Below are 15561 nucleotides of genomic sequence, written 5' to 3' on the forward strand. Positions count from 1 at the left end.
TGGGCTTGACTCTGACAGTACTGTCATATTTTACACTCGGTGCTCCCAATCAAAAAACCGAGGGGCACTTGCAATGAATTCACGTTCAGAAACCTATCCGACTCTTCTCAACGAAGGGCCTGCAAGCGTGCGTGACCTGGCGCCGCTCGCGTTTTCAGGGTTCGCCCACTTCACCGCTTTGCAGGTGCGGGGGCGTCGGATCAAGGCTCTAGATCTGCATATGGCACGCTTGAGGAATGCCTCGATCGACCTGTTCGGTCGGGCGCCATCCTACGATACCGTTGCTCGCAGCATCCGACGGGCGATCCAGGATGGCCCGCCGGATCAGTCGCTCACCGTAACGGCGTACTCACCGGAGGGCGAATTCTCCGCGGGGAGCAGCGACATCGAGCCGAGCTTATTGGTTCGTACTGGACCGCCGTCAAATGGTCCCAAGGGGCCGCTTCGGTTGAGCGTGGTCGAGCATGAGCGATACTTGCCGACCATCAAGCACGTTGGTGAAGGTGCAAAAACCCACTATCTACGACAAGCGGTGGCGCAGGGCTTCGACGATGCGGCTTTTGTAGACCGTCATGGTCGCTTGGGCGAGGCGACCATCTGGAATCTTGCCTTCTGGGATGGTCACTCCGTGGTCTGGCCGCGAGCGCAAGTACTGGTCGGGACGATGATGGGAATGATCCAGCGCCAACTGAGCGTGCTCGGCATCGCGCAACGGCATGAGGATATCTTCGTCCGCGACGTGGCGAACTTCGCTGGCGCAGTGGTCATGAATTCCTGGACGCCGGGTGTCGCTGTCACCGCCTTCGGCTCGGTCGGCGTTCCGCAATCGCCAGCCTTTCTTGAGGCTTTGCGGGCCGCCTTCGAGTCCGAATGTGCTTTGGAAGTTACGGAATACGGCGACGTACACTGACAAGTGCCGCACCGGCTGAAGAACGGCCATCGGCGCCGGTCGATCGGCGCGGCACCCGGCAGGGCCTATTTGCCTTACTCCGGCTTGCCGCGGCTCCAGAGCTCTGCTGGATCCGCCGCGACAGCGCCTCGTCGGACAGGGGATGGGTGGCGTGAGGCGCTTGGGAGGTGCCTTGCACAAGCAGCGTCACCGAGCCTGCAGACTCGGCACCGTAGTGCGCCAGCAGTGCGAAGGCATCGTGGGCATCGAGCTGCGCCGAACCGGCCAACAGGGTTCGCTGGCCTTCCTCGGGCAGCAGATTGTCGAAGTACCACTGCACCGGGCGACTGGTGACGCCATCGCGTTGCAGCCTTCGACCAATGGAATGCCCGGGCAAAGCGGATAAGTATCCGGGGGGCCAGCCATTGCTTGGAATACTCGAACGCCCACAAGCCGTTTGCTTCGTGAAGCGTGCCGACGAACCGGTCGTTTATCCAGGCCTCGAGCGTACGCGACATCAGTTCGCCTCACTCCGGCGCGTCTCGAGCTTTTTCGTCTCGGCCTCGTGCAGGGCTCTGGCTTGCTCCGGTATCTCGGCGGTGAGGCGTATGCCCAACTGGTCCAGCACCTGAAACAGCTTGCTCCATTGCACCGAGTCGTCGCCGCGCTCGACCTTGCCCAGGAAGTTTTCGCTGACGCCTATCGTGCCCGCGGTATCGTCCTGGCGCAGTCCAAGTGCCTTGCGCGTAGCGCGCACGAGAGGGCCAATGTCCGATGCGGAACCGAGTGTAATCTTGATTATTAATCCTCACGATCGCGTGGATAAGCTGAAGCGGCTTGAGACGCAACATAATCCTCACGATCGTAAGGATAAAGGACCCGGGAGGGGTGGTTAAGGGGAAATCCTTGCGAGCGTGAGGATGCTAGTCGTCGGGCGGGCCGGTTAGCGCGGTTTGCGGCGTAGCCTGGAAGGCCTGCGAGCCCAGGTTGCTGTCGATGGTATCGGCAAGCCAGGTGCTTTTGAATGCCGTCCATATGGGCGGGATCGGCGCCTGCAGGTTCGAGTGGCAGACGGGTGCCACCTCCTCGAAGAAAACCTTCTTGACCGCGGCGCAATCGTATCCCGCCAGCTGCCGTGCTATCTCCGGATAGTCGATTTCGTTGTCGACGAAGGCATCGGACAGCACCGACCATAACCGAACACGTTCGTCGTGAGTCAATACGCTTCCCCCTTGCATGCTGCTGCCTTCGCGCACGTCATCCAGGGCGTCGATAGCCGGACTGCCTGCACATCGCTGCGAAGACGGCTCAGCCAATCAGCACATCGCCCGATCCGCCGATGACGACCCCGCCATGGCTCAGCGTGCTGTCCAGCATCGCGGCATTCCTGCCGTTTATAATTACGGTAGAGGAGAAGGCGCCGGATATGGCCTGGCCGCAGCCAGCAGCGTCTCCTAGGCGCGCAGCGGGGAGATTGTTGAATAGCACATCCGGGGAGCCGGACGTGATGGCGGGTGTGCCATGTCCAGGAATGGGGCAGGAGGTTGGGTCGCTCAGGCGAGCGGCGGGTTTGCCTGACATGAGAGTCCTTCTCGGTTTCGTCCAGATATCGATCCATTGGATCACTGTAGGCCAATTTAGCGAACGGTTTGGAGCGTTGCGGTGATTTTCGTCGCGCATCGCATTCATCACCGACCCCAACGAGCTGCTAATCGCTAGGGAGCTGGAGGTGATCTGGAGAGGTAGCGCCAGTTCGGACGCGACGGGCCTCTCGGCGCGAGTGCGTTCGTCCGGGTGGCGCTTCGGTGAGACATAGACAAACACAGTCTGCGATCTAAATGAATGCGATCGGTACCCAAGAAAGCCGACATCGAACGATGGGTACTGATACTCAGGGCAGAACCGCGCCAGCTAGTGCTGCCTGGTATTGACCAGGTCGCTGTGCTGGCGCCACTGGCGGGGGCTTACGCCGAACCATCGGCGGAACGCACGGGAAAAGGCACTGGTTTCGGAATAGCCCAGCAAGGGGGCTAGCTCCGAAATGGGCAGTTGCTGCTGGCGCATATAGTAGGTCGCCAGTTCCTGGCGCTGCTTGTCCACCAGCGCAGAGAAAGTCAGCCCCTGCTCGCGCAAGCGGCGCTGTAGCGACCAACTGGTCATGCCGATCTGCTCGGCGATATCCTCCAACCCCGGCTCGCCCAGCACCAGGCGCTGGCGAATATGTGCGCGTGCATCATCGACGACGTCAGGCTCATCGCGGCCCGCCAGGCTGAGCTGGCGCAGGGAATCCTGCATGACCATCAGCAGCATCGGATCGCTGTCCGGCATGGCACGGTTCAGGCCGACCTTGGGGATCAGCAGCGAGTTGTACGGTTGCTCGAAGTAGACCGGCGCATCGAAGACCTTGCTGTGCTCGTGCCAATCCGCAGGGCGCGGGTGTTCGAAGTGCACCGCCCGTGGCGCCCATTGGCTGCCGAGCACGTGACGGATCAGGTTGCGGGCCATGCCCAGCGTTAGCTCTGCATCCTGTCGCCGCCAGAGGATGGCGCCGTGACGGACCTGATAGTCGAAGCGATAGCAGTCCCCCTCATCGACCAGGCGGATCAGGCTGTTGCGCTGGTGCAGTGGGAAGGCGCGGGCGAAGTTGATCAGCGCCTGCTCGACGGTTGCCGAACATAGCCCGATATAGCCCAATAACCCCAAAGCCTGCGGCTTGAACTGCTGGCCATAGTACAGACCGAAGTTGTCGCAGCCCGATTGGCGCGCCGCCTCTTCCAGTACCTGGCAGTAGTTGGGCAGCGCCAGGCTTAGCGTCGGATGCTGCAGCAATTGCGCATCAATGCCCGACACTCCAAGCACCCGCTCGGGGTCTCCGCCTTGCTTCTCGATAAAGCCGCACAGGCCGCTGGCGGCTGCGGCCAGCACGCCGACATGCCTTTGCCCGCTGGTGACAAGCGCCAGTCCGGCTGGCGCATCTGTCTGCTCGAATAAGGAACTCATCGAAGTCTCCACCAACCGTATTTTCGCGATCTGAAGCCAAGCCCCGTGCGCTTCGTGCGGGGCACTGGACAGCCGCGCAAACGTCCCCAAGCGCATCACGCCAAAACGCGCATCAAAAAAAAGCAGGCGTCTGAGCCCTGCGACATTCCGCCACGAAGTTGACCGTCGACGACAGCAGAGCTCCGTCTGGGGTCAAGTCGCGCTCATGAAACTGACTCATGATCAACGTGAGCCGTGTCGAGATTCGGCCAGTGCACCAATTATTACAAGAGTTCGTTCGGAGGATTCCCATGATCTACGCCCAACCCGGCACCGCAGGCGCCGTCGTATCCTTCAAGCCGCGCTACGGCAACTACATTGGTGGTGAATTCGTCCCGCCGGTCAAAGGCGAGTACTTCGTCAACACCTCGCCGGTAAATGGTGAAGTCATTGCCGAGTTCCCGCGTTCGGGTGCCGAAGACATTGAACGGGCGTTGGACGCCGCTCACGCTGCTGCCGATGCCTGGGGCAAGACCTCGGTGCAGGACCGCGCGCTGATTCTGCTGAAGATCGCCGATCGCATCGAAGCCAACCTGGAAAAGCTCGCTGTCGCTGAAACCTGGGACAACGGCAAGGCCGTCCGTGAAACCCTGAACGCCGACGTGCCGCTGGCTGCCGACCACTTCCGCTACTTTGCTGGCTGCATCCGCGCCCAGGAAGGCAGCGCCGCCGAGATCAACGAGCACACCGCGGCCTATCACTTCCATGAGCCGCTGGGTGTTGTCGGCCAGATCATCCCGTGGAACTTCCCGCTGCTGATGGCCGCCTGGAAACTGGCTCCGGCCCTGGCTGCCGGTAACTGCATCGTGCTCAAGCCGGCCGAGCAGACCCCGCTGTCGATCATGGTATTCATCGAAGTCGTCGGTGACCTCCTGCCGCCGGGCGTACTGAACATCGTCCAGGGCTTCGGTCGTGAAGCTGGTCAGGCGCTGGCCACCAGCACCCGCATCGCCAAAATCGCCTTCACCGGCTCGACCTCGGTCGGCTCGCACATCATGCGCTGCGCCGCCGAGAACATCATTCCGAGCACCGTGGAGCTGGGTGGCAAGAGCCCGAACATCTTCTTCGAAGACATCATGAATGCAGAGCCTGCGTTCATCGAGAAAGCCGCTGAAGGTCTGGTATTGGCGTTCTTCAACCAGGGCGAAGTCTGCACCTGCCCGTCGCGTGCGCTGATTCAGGAATCGATCTTCGAGCCCTTCATGGAAGTGGTGATGAAGAAGATCAAGGCGATCAAGCGTGGCAACCCGCTGGATACCGACACCATGGTTGGCGCCCAGGCCTCCGAGCAGCAGTTCGACAAGATCCTCTCCTACATGGAAGTCGCTCAGCAGGAAGGCGCACAGATCCTCACCGGCGGCGCAGCCGAGAAGCTCGAAGGCGGCCTGGCCTCCGGTTACTACGTGCAGCCGACCCTGATCAAGGGTCACAACAAGATGCGTGTGTTCCAGGAAGAAATCTTCGGCCCGGTAGTCGGTGTGGCGACCTTCAAAGACGAGGCTGAAGCCCTGGCAATCGCCAACGACACCGAATTCGGCCTGGGTGCCGGTGTCTGGACGCGCGACATCAACCGCGCCTACCGCATGGGTCGCGGCATTAAGGCCGGTCGCGTGTGGACCAACTGCTACCACCTGTACCCGGCGCATGCCGCGTTCGGTGGCTACAAGAAGTCCGGCGTCGGCCGTGAAACCCACAAGATGATGCTCGACCACTATCAGCAGACCAAGAACCTGCTGATCAGCTACGACATCAACCCGCTGGGCTTCTTCTAACGCAGAACACCGGGGCTGGCTTGCGTGCGTTCAGCCCCGGCGCATCAAACTCCGTGATTCCTTCTCCAGCGGTAGCTGCCGCTGAGGATGGGTCTCTGGCGCCTGGTAAAAACAATAAAAGGGCAAAGCAATGGATCAGATCGGCAATTACGTCCTCTACGTCATCATGTTCTGCGCGGTCCTTGGGGCCTTCGCAGCCATTCGCGATAGCGAAAAAGGCCTCGGCCGCGAGTTCATGGAGGGCATCCATGCCACGGGGCACATCTTCGTCCCGGCAGCCGGGATCATGGCCTCCATCCCTTACCTGACGGTACTGATCGAAAGCGTGTTCGGGCCGTTCTTCGATGCGCTGAACGCCGACCCGGCGCTGGCGGCGACGATGATCATCGCCTCGGACATGGGCGGCTACCACCTTGCCGCCGCGCTCACTGAAAGCAAGGAAGCGCTGATCATGGCGCTGATCACCGGCTTCATGGGCGGCGCGACCATCGTCTTCTCGATCCCCATGGGTCTGGCCATGCTCGACAAGCGCGACCACAAGTACATGGCGCTGGGCATCATGTCGGGCATCCTCAGTATCCCAGTCGGTGTGCTGATCGCCAGCGTCGTGCTGATGCTGAGCAACCCCGCGGTGCGAGAGGTGGTCGCCACCAACGGTGAGGCCACCTATCAGCTGGCAATGAGCCTTGGCGGCATCTTCGCCAACCTGTTGCCGATCATCGTCTTCGTGGTGGCACTGGCAGCCGGTCTGCGTTTTCTGCCGGACCTGATGATCAAGGGCTTTATCGCCTTCGGACGCGGCCTTGATGCGATGATCAAACTGGTGCTGGTGTTCTCCATCGTCGAGTACTTCACGGGCTTCTTCACCGTGATCTTCGGCGGCTGGGGCTTCCACCCGATCATCGCGGACGCCGAGGATCAGACCCGCGCGCTGGAAACGGCCGGTTATATCGGGATCATGCTGGCCGGTGCCTTTCCAATGGTCTACCTGCTGCGCAAGTACCTCGGTGGGCCGCTAGAGGCGCTCGGCGGCAAGGTAGGCCTGAGCGCCGTTGGCAGCGCCGGGATGCTGGCGACCATCGCCAATATCCTCGCGATGTTTCGTCTGGTGCGCTTCATGCCGCCGAAGGACAAGGTGATCAACATCGCCTTCGGCGTGTGCGCGGCTTTCCTGTTGGGCGATCACCTGTCGTTCACCGCCAACTTCCAGCCGACCATCATCCTGCCGGTGCTGATCGGCAAGATCCTCGCCGGCTTCACTGCCGTGGGGCTTGCCTACTGGCTGTCGGTACCCAAGGCGCTGCAACTGGAACAGCAGGATCGCGCCGCCGGCATCATCGATGCGGATGAATATCCGGGCTCATCGCTACACGACGGCTCTCTGCCGATCCCGAAAGCCGCCGCCCACGCCTGAACCCCGACGATCCCTAAAGCGGGCCACTGCTGCCGCAAGAGGCTTAACGCCCTCATCGGCAGCGTGCTCGCCGGGTCGCCGTTCACCCTGAAAACAGGAGCCCGACCATGGCAACCTATTCCCACAGCATCGGTGGCCAGACCTGGCGTTTCGACAGCTTGCGCGAGGTGCTGGCCAAGGCCAGTCCGCTGCGTTCTGGCGACTGCCTGGCGGGCGTCGCTGCTACCAGCGACGCCGAACGAGCGGCAGCGCAGATGACCCTCGCCGATGTGCCGCTCAAGCAGTTTCTACTCGAAGCGGTGATTCCCTATGAGCGCGACGAAGTCACCCGACTGATCATCGACAGCCATGACGCCAACGCCTTCGCCCCGGTCAGCCACCTGACCGTAGGCGGCCTGCGCGACTGGCTGCTGGGCGATCATGCCGACGAGGCCAGCCTGCGAGCCCTGGCTCCCGGCCTGACGCCAGAGATGGCGGCGGCGGTGTCGAAGATCATGCGTGTCCAGGACTTGATACTGGTTGCGCAGAAAATTCGCGTCGTCACCCGGTTCCGCAACACGATGGGCCTACGCGGCCATATGTCCACCCGCTTGCAACCCAACCATCCCACCGATGATCCCGCCGGCATCGCCGCCAGCACGCTCGATGGTCTGCTCTACGGCAACGGTGATGCGATGATAGGCATCAACCCGGCCACCGACAGCATGGGCTCGATCTGCACCCTGTTGGAGATGCTCGATGCCGTCATCCAGCGCTACGAAATACCCACCCAGTCATGCGTGCTGACCCACGTTACGAGCTCCATCGCGGCCATTGAACGCGGCGCGCCGCTGGACTTGGTGTTCCAGTCCATCGCAGGCACCGAGGCGGCCAACGCCAGCTTCGGTATCAGCCTCAAGGTACTCCAGGAAGGTTACGAGGCCGGCCTGAGCCTCAAGCGCGGCACGCTCGGCAACAACCTGATGTATTTCGAGACGGGGCAGGGGAGCGCGCTGTCGGCCAACGCCCATCACGATGTCGACCAGCAGACCTGCGAGGCCCGGGCCTATGCGGTGGCCCGTCATTTCAATCCCTTCCTGGTCAACACCGTGGTCGGCTTCATCGGCCCGGAGTACCTCTACAACGGCAAGCAAATCATCCGCGCCGGTCTGGAGGACCACTTCTGCGGCAAGCTGCTCGGCGTGCCAATGGGCTGCGACATCTGCTACACCAACCACGCCGAAGCCGACCAGGACGACATGGACATGCTGCTGACGCTGCTCGGCACCGCCGGCATCAACTTCATCATGGGTATTCCTGGGTCGGACGACGTGATGCTCAACTACCAGACCACCTCCTTTCACGACGCGCTCTACGCGCGCAAGGTGCTCGGTCTGCGCGCGGCACCGGAGTTCGAGCAATGGCTGGCGCACATGGGCATCTTCCAGCAGCGCGACGGCCAACTGCGCCTGGGTAACGAGCTGCCATCCGCCTTCCGCCAGGCCTTGGCACAACTTTCCTGATTTCGCTCACTTATGCAGAGGTACGTATGACCGATAACGCCCCTGCCACAGAGAACCCGTGGCAACAGTTGCGCCAGCTGACCCCCGCGCGCATCGCGCTGGGCCGTGCCGGCACCAGCCTGCCGACCGGCGCCCAGCTCGATTTCCAGTTCGCCCATGCCCAGGCACGAGACGCTGTGCACCTGCCATTCGACCACGCAGCCCTGCGTGAAGAACTGCACGCCCGGGGGCATGGCACGCTGCTGCTGCACAGTGCTGCCAGTGATCGCCACACCTACCTGCAGCGTCCTGACCTGGGCCGGCGTTTGGACGACGCGTCCGCTGCGCTGCTGGATGATCACGTCAAGCAACACGGGGGCGGCCATGACCTGGCCATCGTCATCGCCGATGGTTTGTCATCCCTTGCCGTCAGCCGCCACAGCCTGCCTTTTTTAACGCGCGTGCTCGAACAGGTGACCGCCGAAGGCTGGTCGCTGGCGCCGATCACGCTCGTTGAGCAGGGCCGCGTGGCGGTGGCCGACGAAGTGGGCGAGCGGCTGGGGGCGAAGATGACGGTGATCCTGATCGGCGAACGGCCCGGGCTCAGCTCGCCGGATAGCCTCGGCCTGTACTTCACTTGGGCCCCACGCGTTGGCCTCAACGATGCCTACCGCAACTGCATCTCCAATGTCCGTCTGGAGGGTCTGAGCTACGGCATGGCCGCCTTCCGCCTGATGTACCTGATGCGCGAAGCCTGCCGGCGGCAACTGTCCGGTGTCGATCTCAAGGACGAAGCCCAGGTGCCTACGCTGGATAAACAAGGGCCCGGCAACTTCCTGCTGCCAGACCTGGCCTGAAAGAGGATGCACCAGTAGGTAGACAGAAAGGACGGAGCGGCGAAGGGCACCGTGAAACCCGGGTTCGCCTTTCGAGCCTCGGAGCCCCGCCGCGGTATAGGGCACCATGGACGAGTTGGTGTTGCTCGGGCGCACCAGTTTCGTGGCGATCCAAGCACCGACAAGCCTCGGTTTCGCTCGATGTCCTCACCCCATCGAGACGTACCGTCCGGAACACGGGCTGCTCCATCCGTATGGAGCGTGATACCGATACATTTACCTCGCAGCGCCCGTGAGCAGATCGCCCGTCTTGGAGTAATGTGGCCGTGCTAGGCTTGGGCGTGGCTGCGTTGCCTGCCAATACAAACAATTACGCACGGCCCGACTCGGCGCCTGGTTTGGAGTCCCGCATGATCGCGCGCCCACCATCTGAGCTTCCAAGCGACCTTTCAGCGTTCGTTGCTACGCACTTCTCTGGTCGAGGCTCCAATCCGGATCGGTTGATTGCTGAATCCTGGTACCGCAGCGTCTACGAGCACGGGCTCGATCCCGCTAAACCTGCCTCCCATGTTCAGCTCGAGCACCACGAGATCCGCCTGCATCAAGAGGAGCACCATGACTTTCTCGCCATTGCGAGCCAGGGCGTGGAAGGGCTCGCGCGGCGCCTGAACCCGGCGGGTTTTGCGGTGCTGCTCAGCGATCGCCGCGGTATCACGCTCGACGCGAGGCTGCCAGGGCAGCACAGTCCCTATTCGGACTCGGGACTGGTGATTGGCAGTTGCTGGGACGAGTCACTGGTGGGGACCAATGGCATCGGTACCGGGCTGGCCGCCAGCCAGCCGCTGATCATCCACCGGGACGAGCATTTTCTCAGCAGCAACGCCATGCTGAGTTGCTCGGTGGCGCCTCTGTTCGATCCCCAGGGTGCATTGCTGGGCTGCCTCAATGCCTCGTGCCTCAACAGTGGCGGGCCGAAACAGGCGCAGTACCTGACGCTCCAGTTGGTGAGCCTGTACGCGCGGCTTATCGAAAACGCCAGTTTCCGCCAACGCTATGCCGGTTGTGCCATGCTGACTCTGGGCGGTGATGCCAGTGATCTGGGCAACGAGCGTTTGCTGGCAATCGATGGCGCGGGCCGCATCCTCGGTGCCAATCGGGCGTCCTTTCAGGCCGCCGGCCATGGGATCCCTCTGCTGGGGGCGGCAGTCCAGGATGTCCTGTCCATGTCGCTGGATGAGCTGATCACCCTGACGCAGGGCGGCCAGCGCAGTGCATCCTTGCCACTAGCCGGTGGAACGGCAGAGGTCACGCTGCGTATGCCGGCCACCGCCGCGCGGCGCTCCAGAAACGAGCGTGGGCTGAGGGTGGTTCCGGCAGAGCCGACGCTCGAGCACCTGGCAGGGGAAGACCCTGACCTGCAACGCTCCGTCCAGAAGCTGCGCCGCGTGCTTGATCGCGACATCTCGCTGCTGCTGACCGGCGAGACGGGTACCGGCAAGGAAGCGTTTGCGCGTGCGATCCATGAGGCTAGCGTTCGCGCCACGGGGCCCTTCGTCGCACTCAATTGTGCCGCGATCCCGGAGTCGCTGATCGAGAGCGAGCTGTTCGGCTACCGTGCCGGCACCTTTACCGGCGCCAGCCGGCAAGGGATGAAGGGCAAGCTGGAGCAGGCCAATGGCGGGACGCTGTTCCTCGACGAGATCGGCGATATGCCGGCGCACTTGCAGACGCGGCTGCTGCGCGTGCTGGCAGAGCGGGAGCTGGTGCCGTTGGGCGCCGCGACACCGGTCGCGCTGAACGTGCAGCTTGTTTGTGCGACGCACCGCGACCTGCCAGCGATGGTCGCTGCGGGGGAGTTTCGTGAGGACCTCTACTATCGGCTCAATGGCTTGACGGTGAGGCTGCCCGCCTTGCGTGACCGTGCGGATCGTAGGGGCCTGATCCGTCGTGTCCTGGCACGTGAGGCCGGGGATGAGCATGTCGAGCTGTCCACCGACGCAATGGAGCGCCTGGCCACTTATGGATGGCCTGGCAATGTGCGTCAACTGATCAACGTGCTGCGCTGTGCCGTCGCGCTCGCTGACGACGGGATGATTGGTCCCGACTGCCTGCCACCGGAAGTCGTGTCCGTGCCCGCGGAGCGGTCGTCATCGGCACAGTCGCTAACGACGACCCGGGATGCAGCCGAGGCGGCCCATTTGCAAACGACACTTGAGCAGCACCGCGGCAATGTCGCATCTGCGGCTCGTTCCCTCGGCATCAACCGCGCCACCCTATATCGCAAGCTGCACCGTTACGGCCTGGCGGCGCTACGCAAATGATGCCTCGCATACGACTCAATGCGTTCGGTCGCCCTGAGCGCATCCTCGGCCGGTCCGCCTAGCGGTGGCGCTGGTCTTCGCTTGTCCATTTAACAAGAACCCCGCCGGGGCGGGGTTCTGGGTCACCTCAAGTCACTCAGCTTTGCACGTACACCGCATGAGTATGGGTGTACTCGTATAGGCCGTGCTTTCCGTCCGCACCGCCGATGCCGGACTTGCGCACCCCGGCGTGGTAGCCCTGCATCGCCTCGAAGTTCTCGCGATTGATGTAGGTCTCGCCGAAATCCAGGCCGGCGGCTGCCTTCATCGCGGTAGAGAGGTCGCGCGTGTAGATCGAGGAGGTCAGGCCGTACTCGCAGTCGTTGGCCATGGCGATGGCTTCGTCGAGATCGTCGATGATCTGGATTGGGAGCACCGGGCCGAAGATCTCCTGGCGCATGATTTCCATGTCATGTGAGCAATTGGCAAGGATGGTTGGCTGATAGTGGAAGCCCTGGCCGAGATCGGCCACGGCACCGCCCGTGATCAGATGAGCGCCTTGGTTCTGGGCGGTCCGTACCATCTGCTCGACCTTGCGCAGGCCGGCCTCGTTGATCAAAGGGCCCATTTCCACATCCGCTTGGGCAATAGGGTCGCCATAGCGGGTTTCGGCCATGGCCCCGGCGATGCGTTCGATGAACTGATCGGCCACGCCGCGCTGAACATAGACGCGCTCTGCGCAGTTGCAGACCTGGCCTGTGTTAATAATTCGGGAGGCGCGAATAGCCGTCACGGCCAGTTCGAGATCGGCGTCGTTCATCACGATGGCCGGGGCCTTGCCGCCCAGCTCCAGGTTGAGCTTGGTGACGTTGGGCGCTGCTGCGGCCATGATCCGTGAGCCGGTGCCGACGCTGCCGGTAAAGCTGATCATGTCGATGCCGCTGCTGGTTGTCAGCGCACTGCCCACGCCGGCGCCACTGCCGCAGACCACGTTGAACACGCCATTGGGCAGGTCGATCTCGGCCACCAGCTTGGCGAATTCGAAGCAGTTGTTCGGCGTTTCCTCGCTGGGCTTGATGACGATGGTGTTGCCGGTGACCAGTGCGGGCGCCATCTTCCGGGCGATCAGGAAGAACGGGAAGTTCCACGGCAGAATGCCGGCGACCACGCCCAGCGGCTTGCGGAACAGGAAGATGTTCTCGCCAGGGCGGTCGCTGGTGATGATTTCCCCCTCGATGCGTCTCGCCCACTCGGCCATGTAATCCATGTAATCGGCCGTGAAATTCACCTCCACCAGCGCCAGACTTTGGATCTTGCCTTGCTCTTCGGTGATGACGCGGGCAAGGCGTTCGGCGTTCTGCCGAATCTTGCTGGCGATGGTGCGCAGATAGCCGGCGCGCTCGTTCGCAGGTTTGTTCGCCCAGTCTTTCTGCGCCGTGCGGGCGGCCGCGATGGCGCGCTCGACGGTGGCCGAATCGGATTCCGGGACCCGTGAGAGCAGGGCGCCAGTGGCGGGGTTGCGCACCTCGACGAGGTTGTCGCAGCCGACAAAGCTGCCGTCTATGAAGTTCTGATAGGTGATTGCGTCAGTCATGTCGATCTCCTGGTGCTCAGTTGCTGGCCGTTTTTTGGGTGGGCTGCGGCAGGTCGTCCGGGCCGTGTTCGAGACGGTCGTGGGCGCGCTTGATCAGGTACTGGTGGATCTGCTCCATCTGTTCGCGATCGAACGCCTCGGCGAAGGAGGGCATGCCATCGGGAATGCGCGCGCCATGGAGGATGCCGAGGAATTGTTTGTGCGTTTCCGGCGTCAGCATGCGCAGATCCGGCAGCACGCCGCCGCTGACCGCATGAATACCGTGGCACTGCGAGCAGTAACCGTCATACAGCTTGGCGCCGGCTTCGACCGTCGTAGCATCGGCCGTCAGCGGTGGCGGCTCGGGGGCGTCTTTGCGCGGTGCCGGCTCCTGCAGTTCAGCCGTGCCGCCGAGCTTGTAGGTCAGCACCTGTGCGTAGGGCTGCACGCCGGCACGCAGCGACAGGGCGCCGGCAAAGGTGGAGAACGCACCGCCCCAGCCCGCCATGAAGGTCACGTACTGCTCGCCGTCCACGCTGTAGGTGATGGGTGCGGCCATTACGCCGCTGGCGGCCGGCTGCTCCCAGAGCTTGTCGCCATTGTCGGCCGCGTAGGCGATGACCCGCCCGTCGGCGCTGCCTTCGAACACCAGGTTGCCGGCGGTGCTCAGGGTGCCCCCGTTGAAGATGGTGACGTAGGGCACTTCCCAAGCCTGCTCTTGCTTGACCGGGTCCCAGGCGATCAGCTTGCCGGACCAGGTGTCGGCGTATTCGCCCAGGCCTTCAGGATCCTCGGGCATCATCCCGGTCTTCAGACCCAGCTGGTACATGCTCTTGAACTTGTTGCGCGCAGGCGCATCAGGTACGTGCTCATACCAGGCGGACATGATGTGCGCGGGGATGTAGACCAGCCCGGTGTTCGGGTTATAGGACATCGGGTGCCAGTCATGCGCCCCCCAGAAGCCCGGCTGGACCAGCTTGGCCTTCTTCTCACCCTTCCAGTAGGCCGCGGCTTCATCATCGACGATGGGGCGACCGGTCTTCAGATCGACGCCCTTGGCCCAGTTGATCGGCACGATGTTTTCGGCCGAGAGCAGTTCGCCAGTGGCGCGATCGATGACGTAGAAGAAGCCGTTCTTCGGTGCCTGCATCAGCACCTTGCGCTGTTTGCCCTCGATTTCTAGATCAGCCAGGATCATGTGCTGGGTGGCGGTGTAATCCCAGGCATCGCCCGGCGTGGTCTGGTAGTGCCAGACGTATTCGCCGGTGTCGGCGTTGACCGCGACGATGGAAGACAGGAACAGGTTGTCGCCCTTGCCCTCGCTGCGCCAGATCGGATCCCACAGTGAGCCGTTGCCGACACCGATGTAGAGCAGGTTCAGCTCCGGGTCGTAGGCGAAGGAGTCCCAGGCGGTACCGCCGCCGCCCTGCTCGACGAACGCGCGGCCATGCCAGGTCTTCTTGGCGATCTCCATACCCTTGCCTTCGACCGGCTTGTCCGGGTCGCCGGGTACGGTGAAGAAGCGCCAGGCCTGATCGCCGGTTTCGGCATCGTAGGCGGTGACGTAGCCGCGCACGCCGAACTCGGCGCCGCCGTTGCCGATCACCACCTTGCCGTTGACGACGCGTGGCGCACCCGTGATGGAGTAGCTGCGTTCCTTGTCGTAGCGGGTGTCGACCGACCAGACGCGCTCTCCGGTCTTGGCGTCGATGGCTTCGAGGCGACCGTCGAGCACGCCGACGTAGACTTTGCCTTTCCACACGGCGACGCCGCGGTTGATCGCATCGCAGCAGGCCTCACCGGCGCGGGAACGGTCGGACTTGGGGTCGTATTTCCAGATTTCCTTGCCGGTGCGTGCATCCAGTGCATAGACGATGGAGAAGGGGCCGGTGGTGTACATCACCCCGTCGACCACGATGGGTGTGGCTTCCACGCCGCGATCGATGTCCAGCTTGTAGCTCCAGGCCAGACCGAGTTTGTCGACGTTTTCGTCGGTGATGTTCTTCAGTGGGCTGTAGCGCTGCTCGCCGTAGTCGCGACCGTGGCTCATCCAGTTGCCGGGTTCTGCGTCGGCAGTGGCAATGCGCTGGCCGTCTACATCGGCGGCGTGCAGCGGAAGGGACAGTAGCGCGGCAAGGCTGGCGCCAAGCAGAGCGGTGGGCCGTCGGCCCGAATAGGGATCGAACTGATTCATCGAAGGCTCTCTCTTGTTATTGGCTATGGCCGCCCCGCAGGGCAGTTAAACCGGAGAGAGCAA

Annotated in this window: 12 protein-coding genes and 1 pseudogene; 6 read left to right on the forward strand and 7 right to left on the reverse strand. The window is 62.8% G+C overall.

Translation table 11 applies throughout. From position 1 onward, the window contains the following. Window positions 1–73 precede the first annotated feature (73 nt). Window positions 74–910, forward strand: a complete 837-nt coding sequence (locus LLJ08_RS09390) for an aminotransferase class IV family protein (RefSeq protein ID WP_228208797.1) — start codon at window positions 74–76, stop codon at window positions 908–910. Here the strand turns inward: LLJ08_RS09390 and LLJ08_RS09395 are convergent. From LLJ08_RS09395 to qhpR, 5 genes and pseudogenes are all read right to left on the reverse strand, one after another. After that, window positions 885–1229, reverse strand: coding sequence for a HipA N-terminal domain-containing protein (locus LLJ08_RS09395; RefSeq protein ID WP_256445921.1), 345 nt, complete (start codon window positions 1227–1229; stop codon window positions 885–887). The genes LLJ08_RS09390 and LLJ08_RS09395 overlap by 26 nt on opposite strands. A 177-nt stretch (window positions 1230–1406) precedes the next feature. Continuing rightward, a complete protein-coding gene (locus LLJ08_RS09400) occupies window positions 1407–1646 on the reverse strand; it encodes a helix-turn-helix domain-containing protein (RefSeq protein WP_228208799.1) in 240 nt (79 codons plus the stop codon). 166 nt (window positions 1647–1812) lie between these two features. Next, window positions 1813–2109, reverse strand: coding sequence for a DUF7079 family protein (locus LLJ08_RS09405; protein WP_228208800.1), 297 nt, complete (start codon window positions 2107–2109; stop codon window positions 1813–1815). Between the two features lie 91 nt (window positions 2110–2200). After that, a pseudogene (locus LLJ08_RS09410) lies at window positions 2201–2470 on the reverse strand (PAAR domain-containing protein); the annotation flags it as partial. A gap of 330 nt (window positions 2471–2800) precedes the next feature. Continuing rightward, window positions 2801–3889: an AraC-like transcriptional regulator QhpR gene (qhpR, locus tag LLJ08_RS09415; protein ID WP_042920701.1), complete on the reverse strand. Its 1089-nt coding sequence runs from the start codon at window positions 3887–3889 to the stop codon at window positions 2801–2803. 290 nt (window positions 3890–4179) lie between these two features. Between qhpR and exaC the strand changes: the two genes are divergently transcribed. From exaC to LLJ08_RS09440, 5 genes are all read left to right on the forward strand, one after another. Beyond that, complete coding sequence (gene exaC / locus LLJ08_RS09420) at window positions 4180–5700, forward strand: acetaldehyde dehydrogenase ExaC (protein ID WP_228208801.1); 1521 nt, start codon at window positions 4180–4182, stop codon at window positions 5698–5700. Between the two features lie 130 nt (window positions 5701–5830). Next, window positions 5831–7114, forward strand: a complete 1284-nt coding sequence (gene eutH / locus LLJ08_RS09425) for an ethanolamine utilization protein EutH (RefSeq protein WP_101152346.1) — start codon at window positions 5831–5833, stop codon at window positions 7112–7114. Window positions 7115–7221: 107 nt separating this feature from the next. Then, window positions 7222–8616 carry an ethanolamine ammonia-lyase subunit EutB gene (locus LLJ08_RS09430; protein WP_003284299.1) on the forward strand — a complete coding sequence of 465 codons (1395 nt, stop codon included), beginning with the start codon at window positions 7222–7224 and terminating at the stop codon, window positions 8614–8616. Window positions 8617–8642: 26 nt separating this feature from the next. Further along, window positions 8643–9452 (forward strand): ethanolamine ammonia-lyase subunit EutC, encoded by an 810-nt coding sequence (gene eutC / locus LLJ08_RS09435; RefSeq protein ID WP_226688041.1) that lies wholly within the window; start codon window positions 8643–8645, stop codon window positions 9450–9452. Between the two features lie 320 nt (window positions 9453–9772). Further along, the gene (locus tag LLJ08_RS09440) at window positions 9773–11752 is read left to right on the forward strand and encodes a sigma-54-dependent Fis family transcriptional regulator (RefSeq protein WP_336512841.1); all 1980 of its coding nucleotides are present in this window, start codon (window positions 9773–9775) and stop codon (window positions 11750–11752) included. Window positions 11753–11888: 136 nt separating this feature from the next. Here LLJ08_RS09440 and aldA read toward each other — a convergent pair whose 3' ends face one another. Together aldA and LLJ08_RS09450 are read right to left on the reverse strand one after the other, a co-directional pair. Continuing rightward, window positions 11889–13325 (reverse strand): aldehyde dehydrogenase, encoded by a 1437-nt coding sequence (aldA, locus tag LLJ08_RS09445; RefSeq protein WP_228208802.1) that lies wholly within the window; start codon window positions 13323–13325, stop codon window positions 11889–11891. A 16-nt stretch (window positions 13326–13341) separates the two neighbouring features. Further along, entirely contained in the window at window positions 13342–15498 is a 2157-nt protein-coding gene (locus LLJ08_RS09450; RefSeq protein ID WP_228208803.1) for a PQQ-dependent dehydrogenase, methanol/ethanol family, read from the reverse strand. Between the last annotated feature and the right edge of the window lie 63 nt (window positions 15499–15561).

This window comes from Stutzerimonas chloritidismutans (genome assembly GCF_020783375.1).
Classification (GTDB): domain Bacteria; phylum Pseudomonadota; class Gammaproteobacteria; order Pseudomonadales; family Pseudomonadaceae; genus Stutzerimonas; species Stutzerimonas kunmingensis.

Coding starts and splice junctions, on each gene's coding strand:
- LLJ08_RS09450 (WP_228208803.1), bottom strand. CDS start 15,498: ATGAATCAGTTCGATCCCTATTCGGGCCGACGGCCCACCGCTCTGCTT.
- eutH (WP_101152346.1), top strand. CDS start 5,831: ATGGATCAGATCGGCAATTACGTCCTCTACGTCATCATGTTCTGCGCG.
- eutC (WP_226688041.1), top strand. CDS start 8,643: ATGACCGATAACGCCCCTGCCACAGAGAACCCGTGGCAACAGTTGCGC.
- exaC (WP_228208801.1), top strand. CDS start 4,180: ATGATCTACGCCCAACCCGGCACCGCAGGCGCCGTCGTATCCTTCAAG.
- qhpR (WP_042920701.1), bottom strand. CDS start 3,889: ATGAGTTCCTTATTCGAGCAGACAGATGCGCCAGCCGGACTGGCGCTT.
- aldA (WP_228208802.1), bottom strand. CDS start 13,325: ATGACTGACGCAATCACCTATCAGAACTTCATAGACGGCAGCTTTGTC.
- LLJ08_RS09390 (WP_228208797.1), top strand. CDS start 74: ATGAATTCACGTTCAGAAACCTATCCGACTCTTCTCAACGAAGGGCCT.
- LLJ08_RS09430 (WP_003284299.1), top strand. CDS start 7,222: ATGGCAACCTATTCCCACAGCATCGGTGGCCAGACCTGGCGTTTCGAC.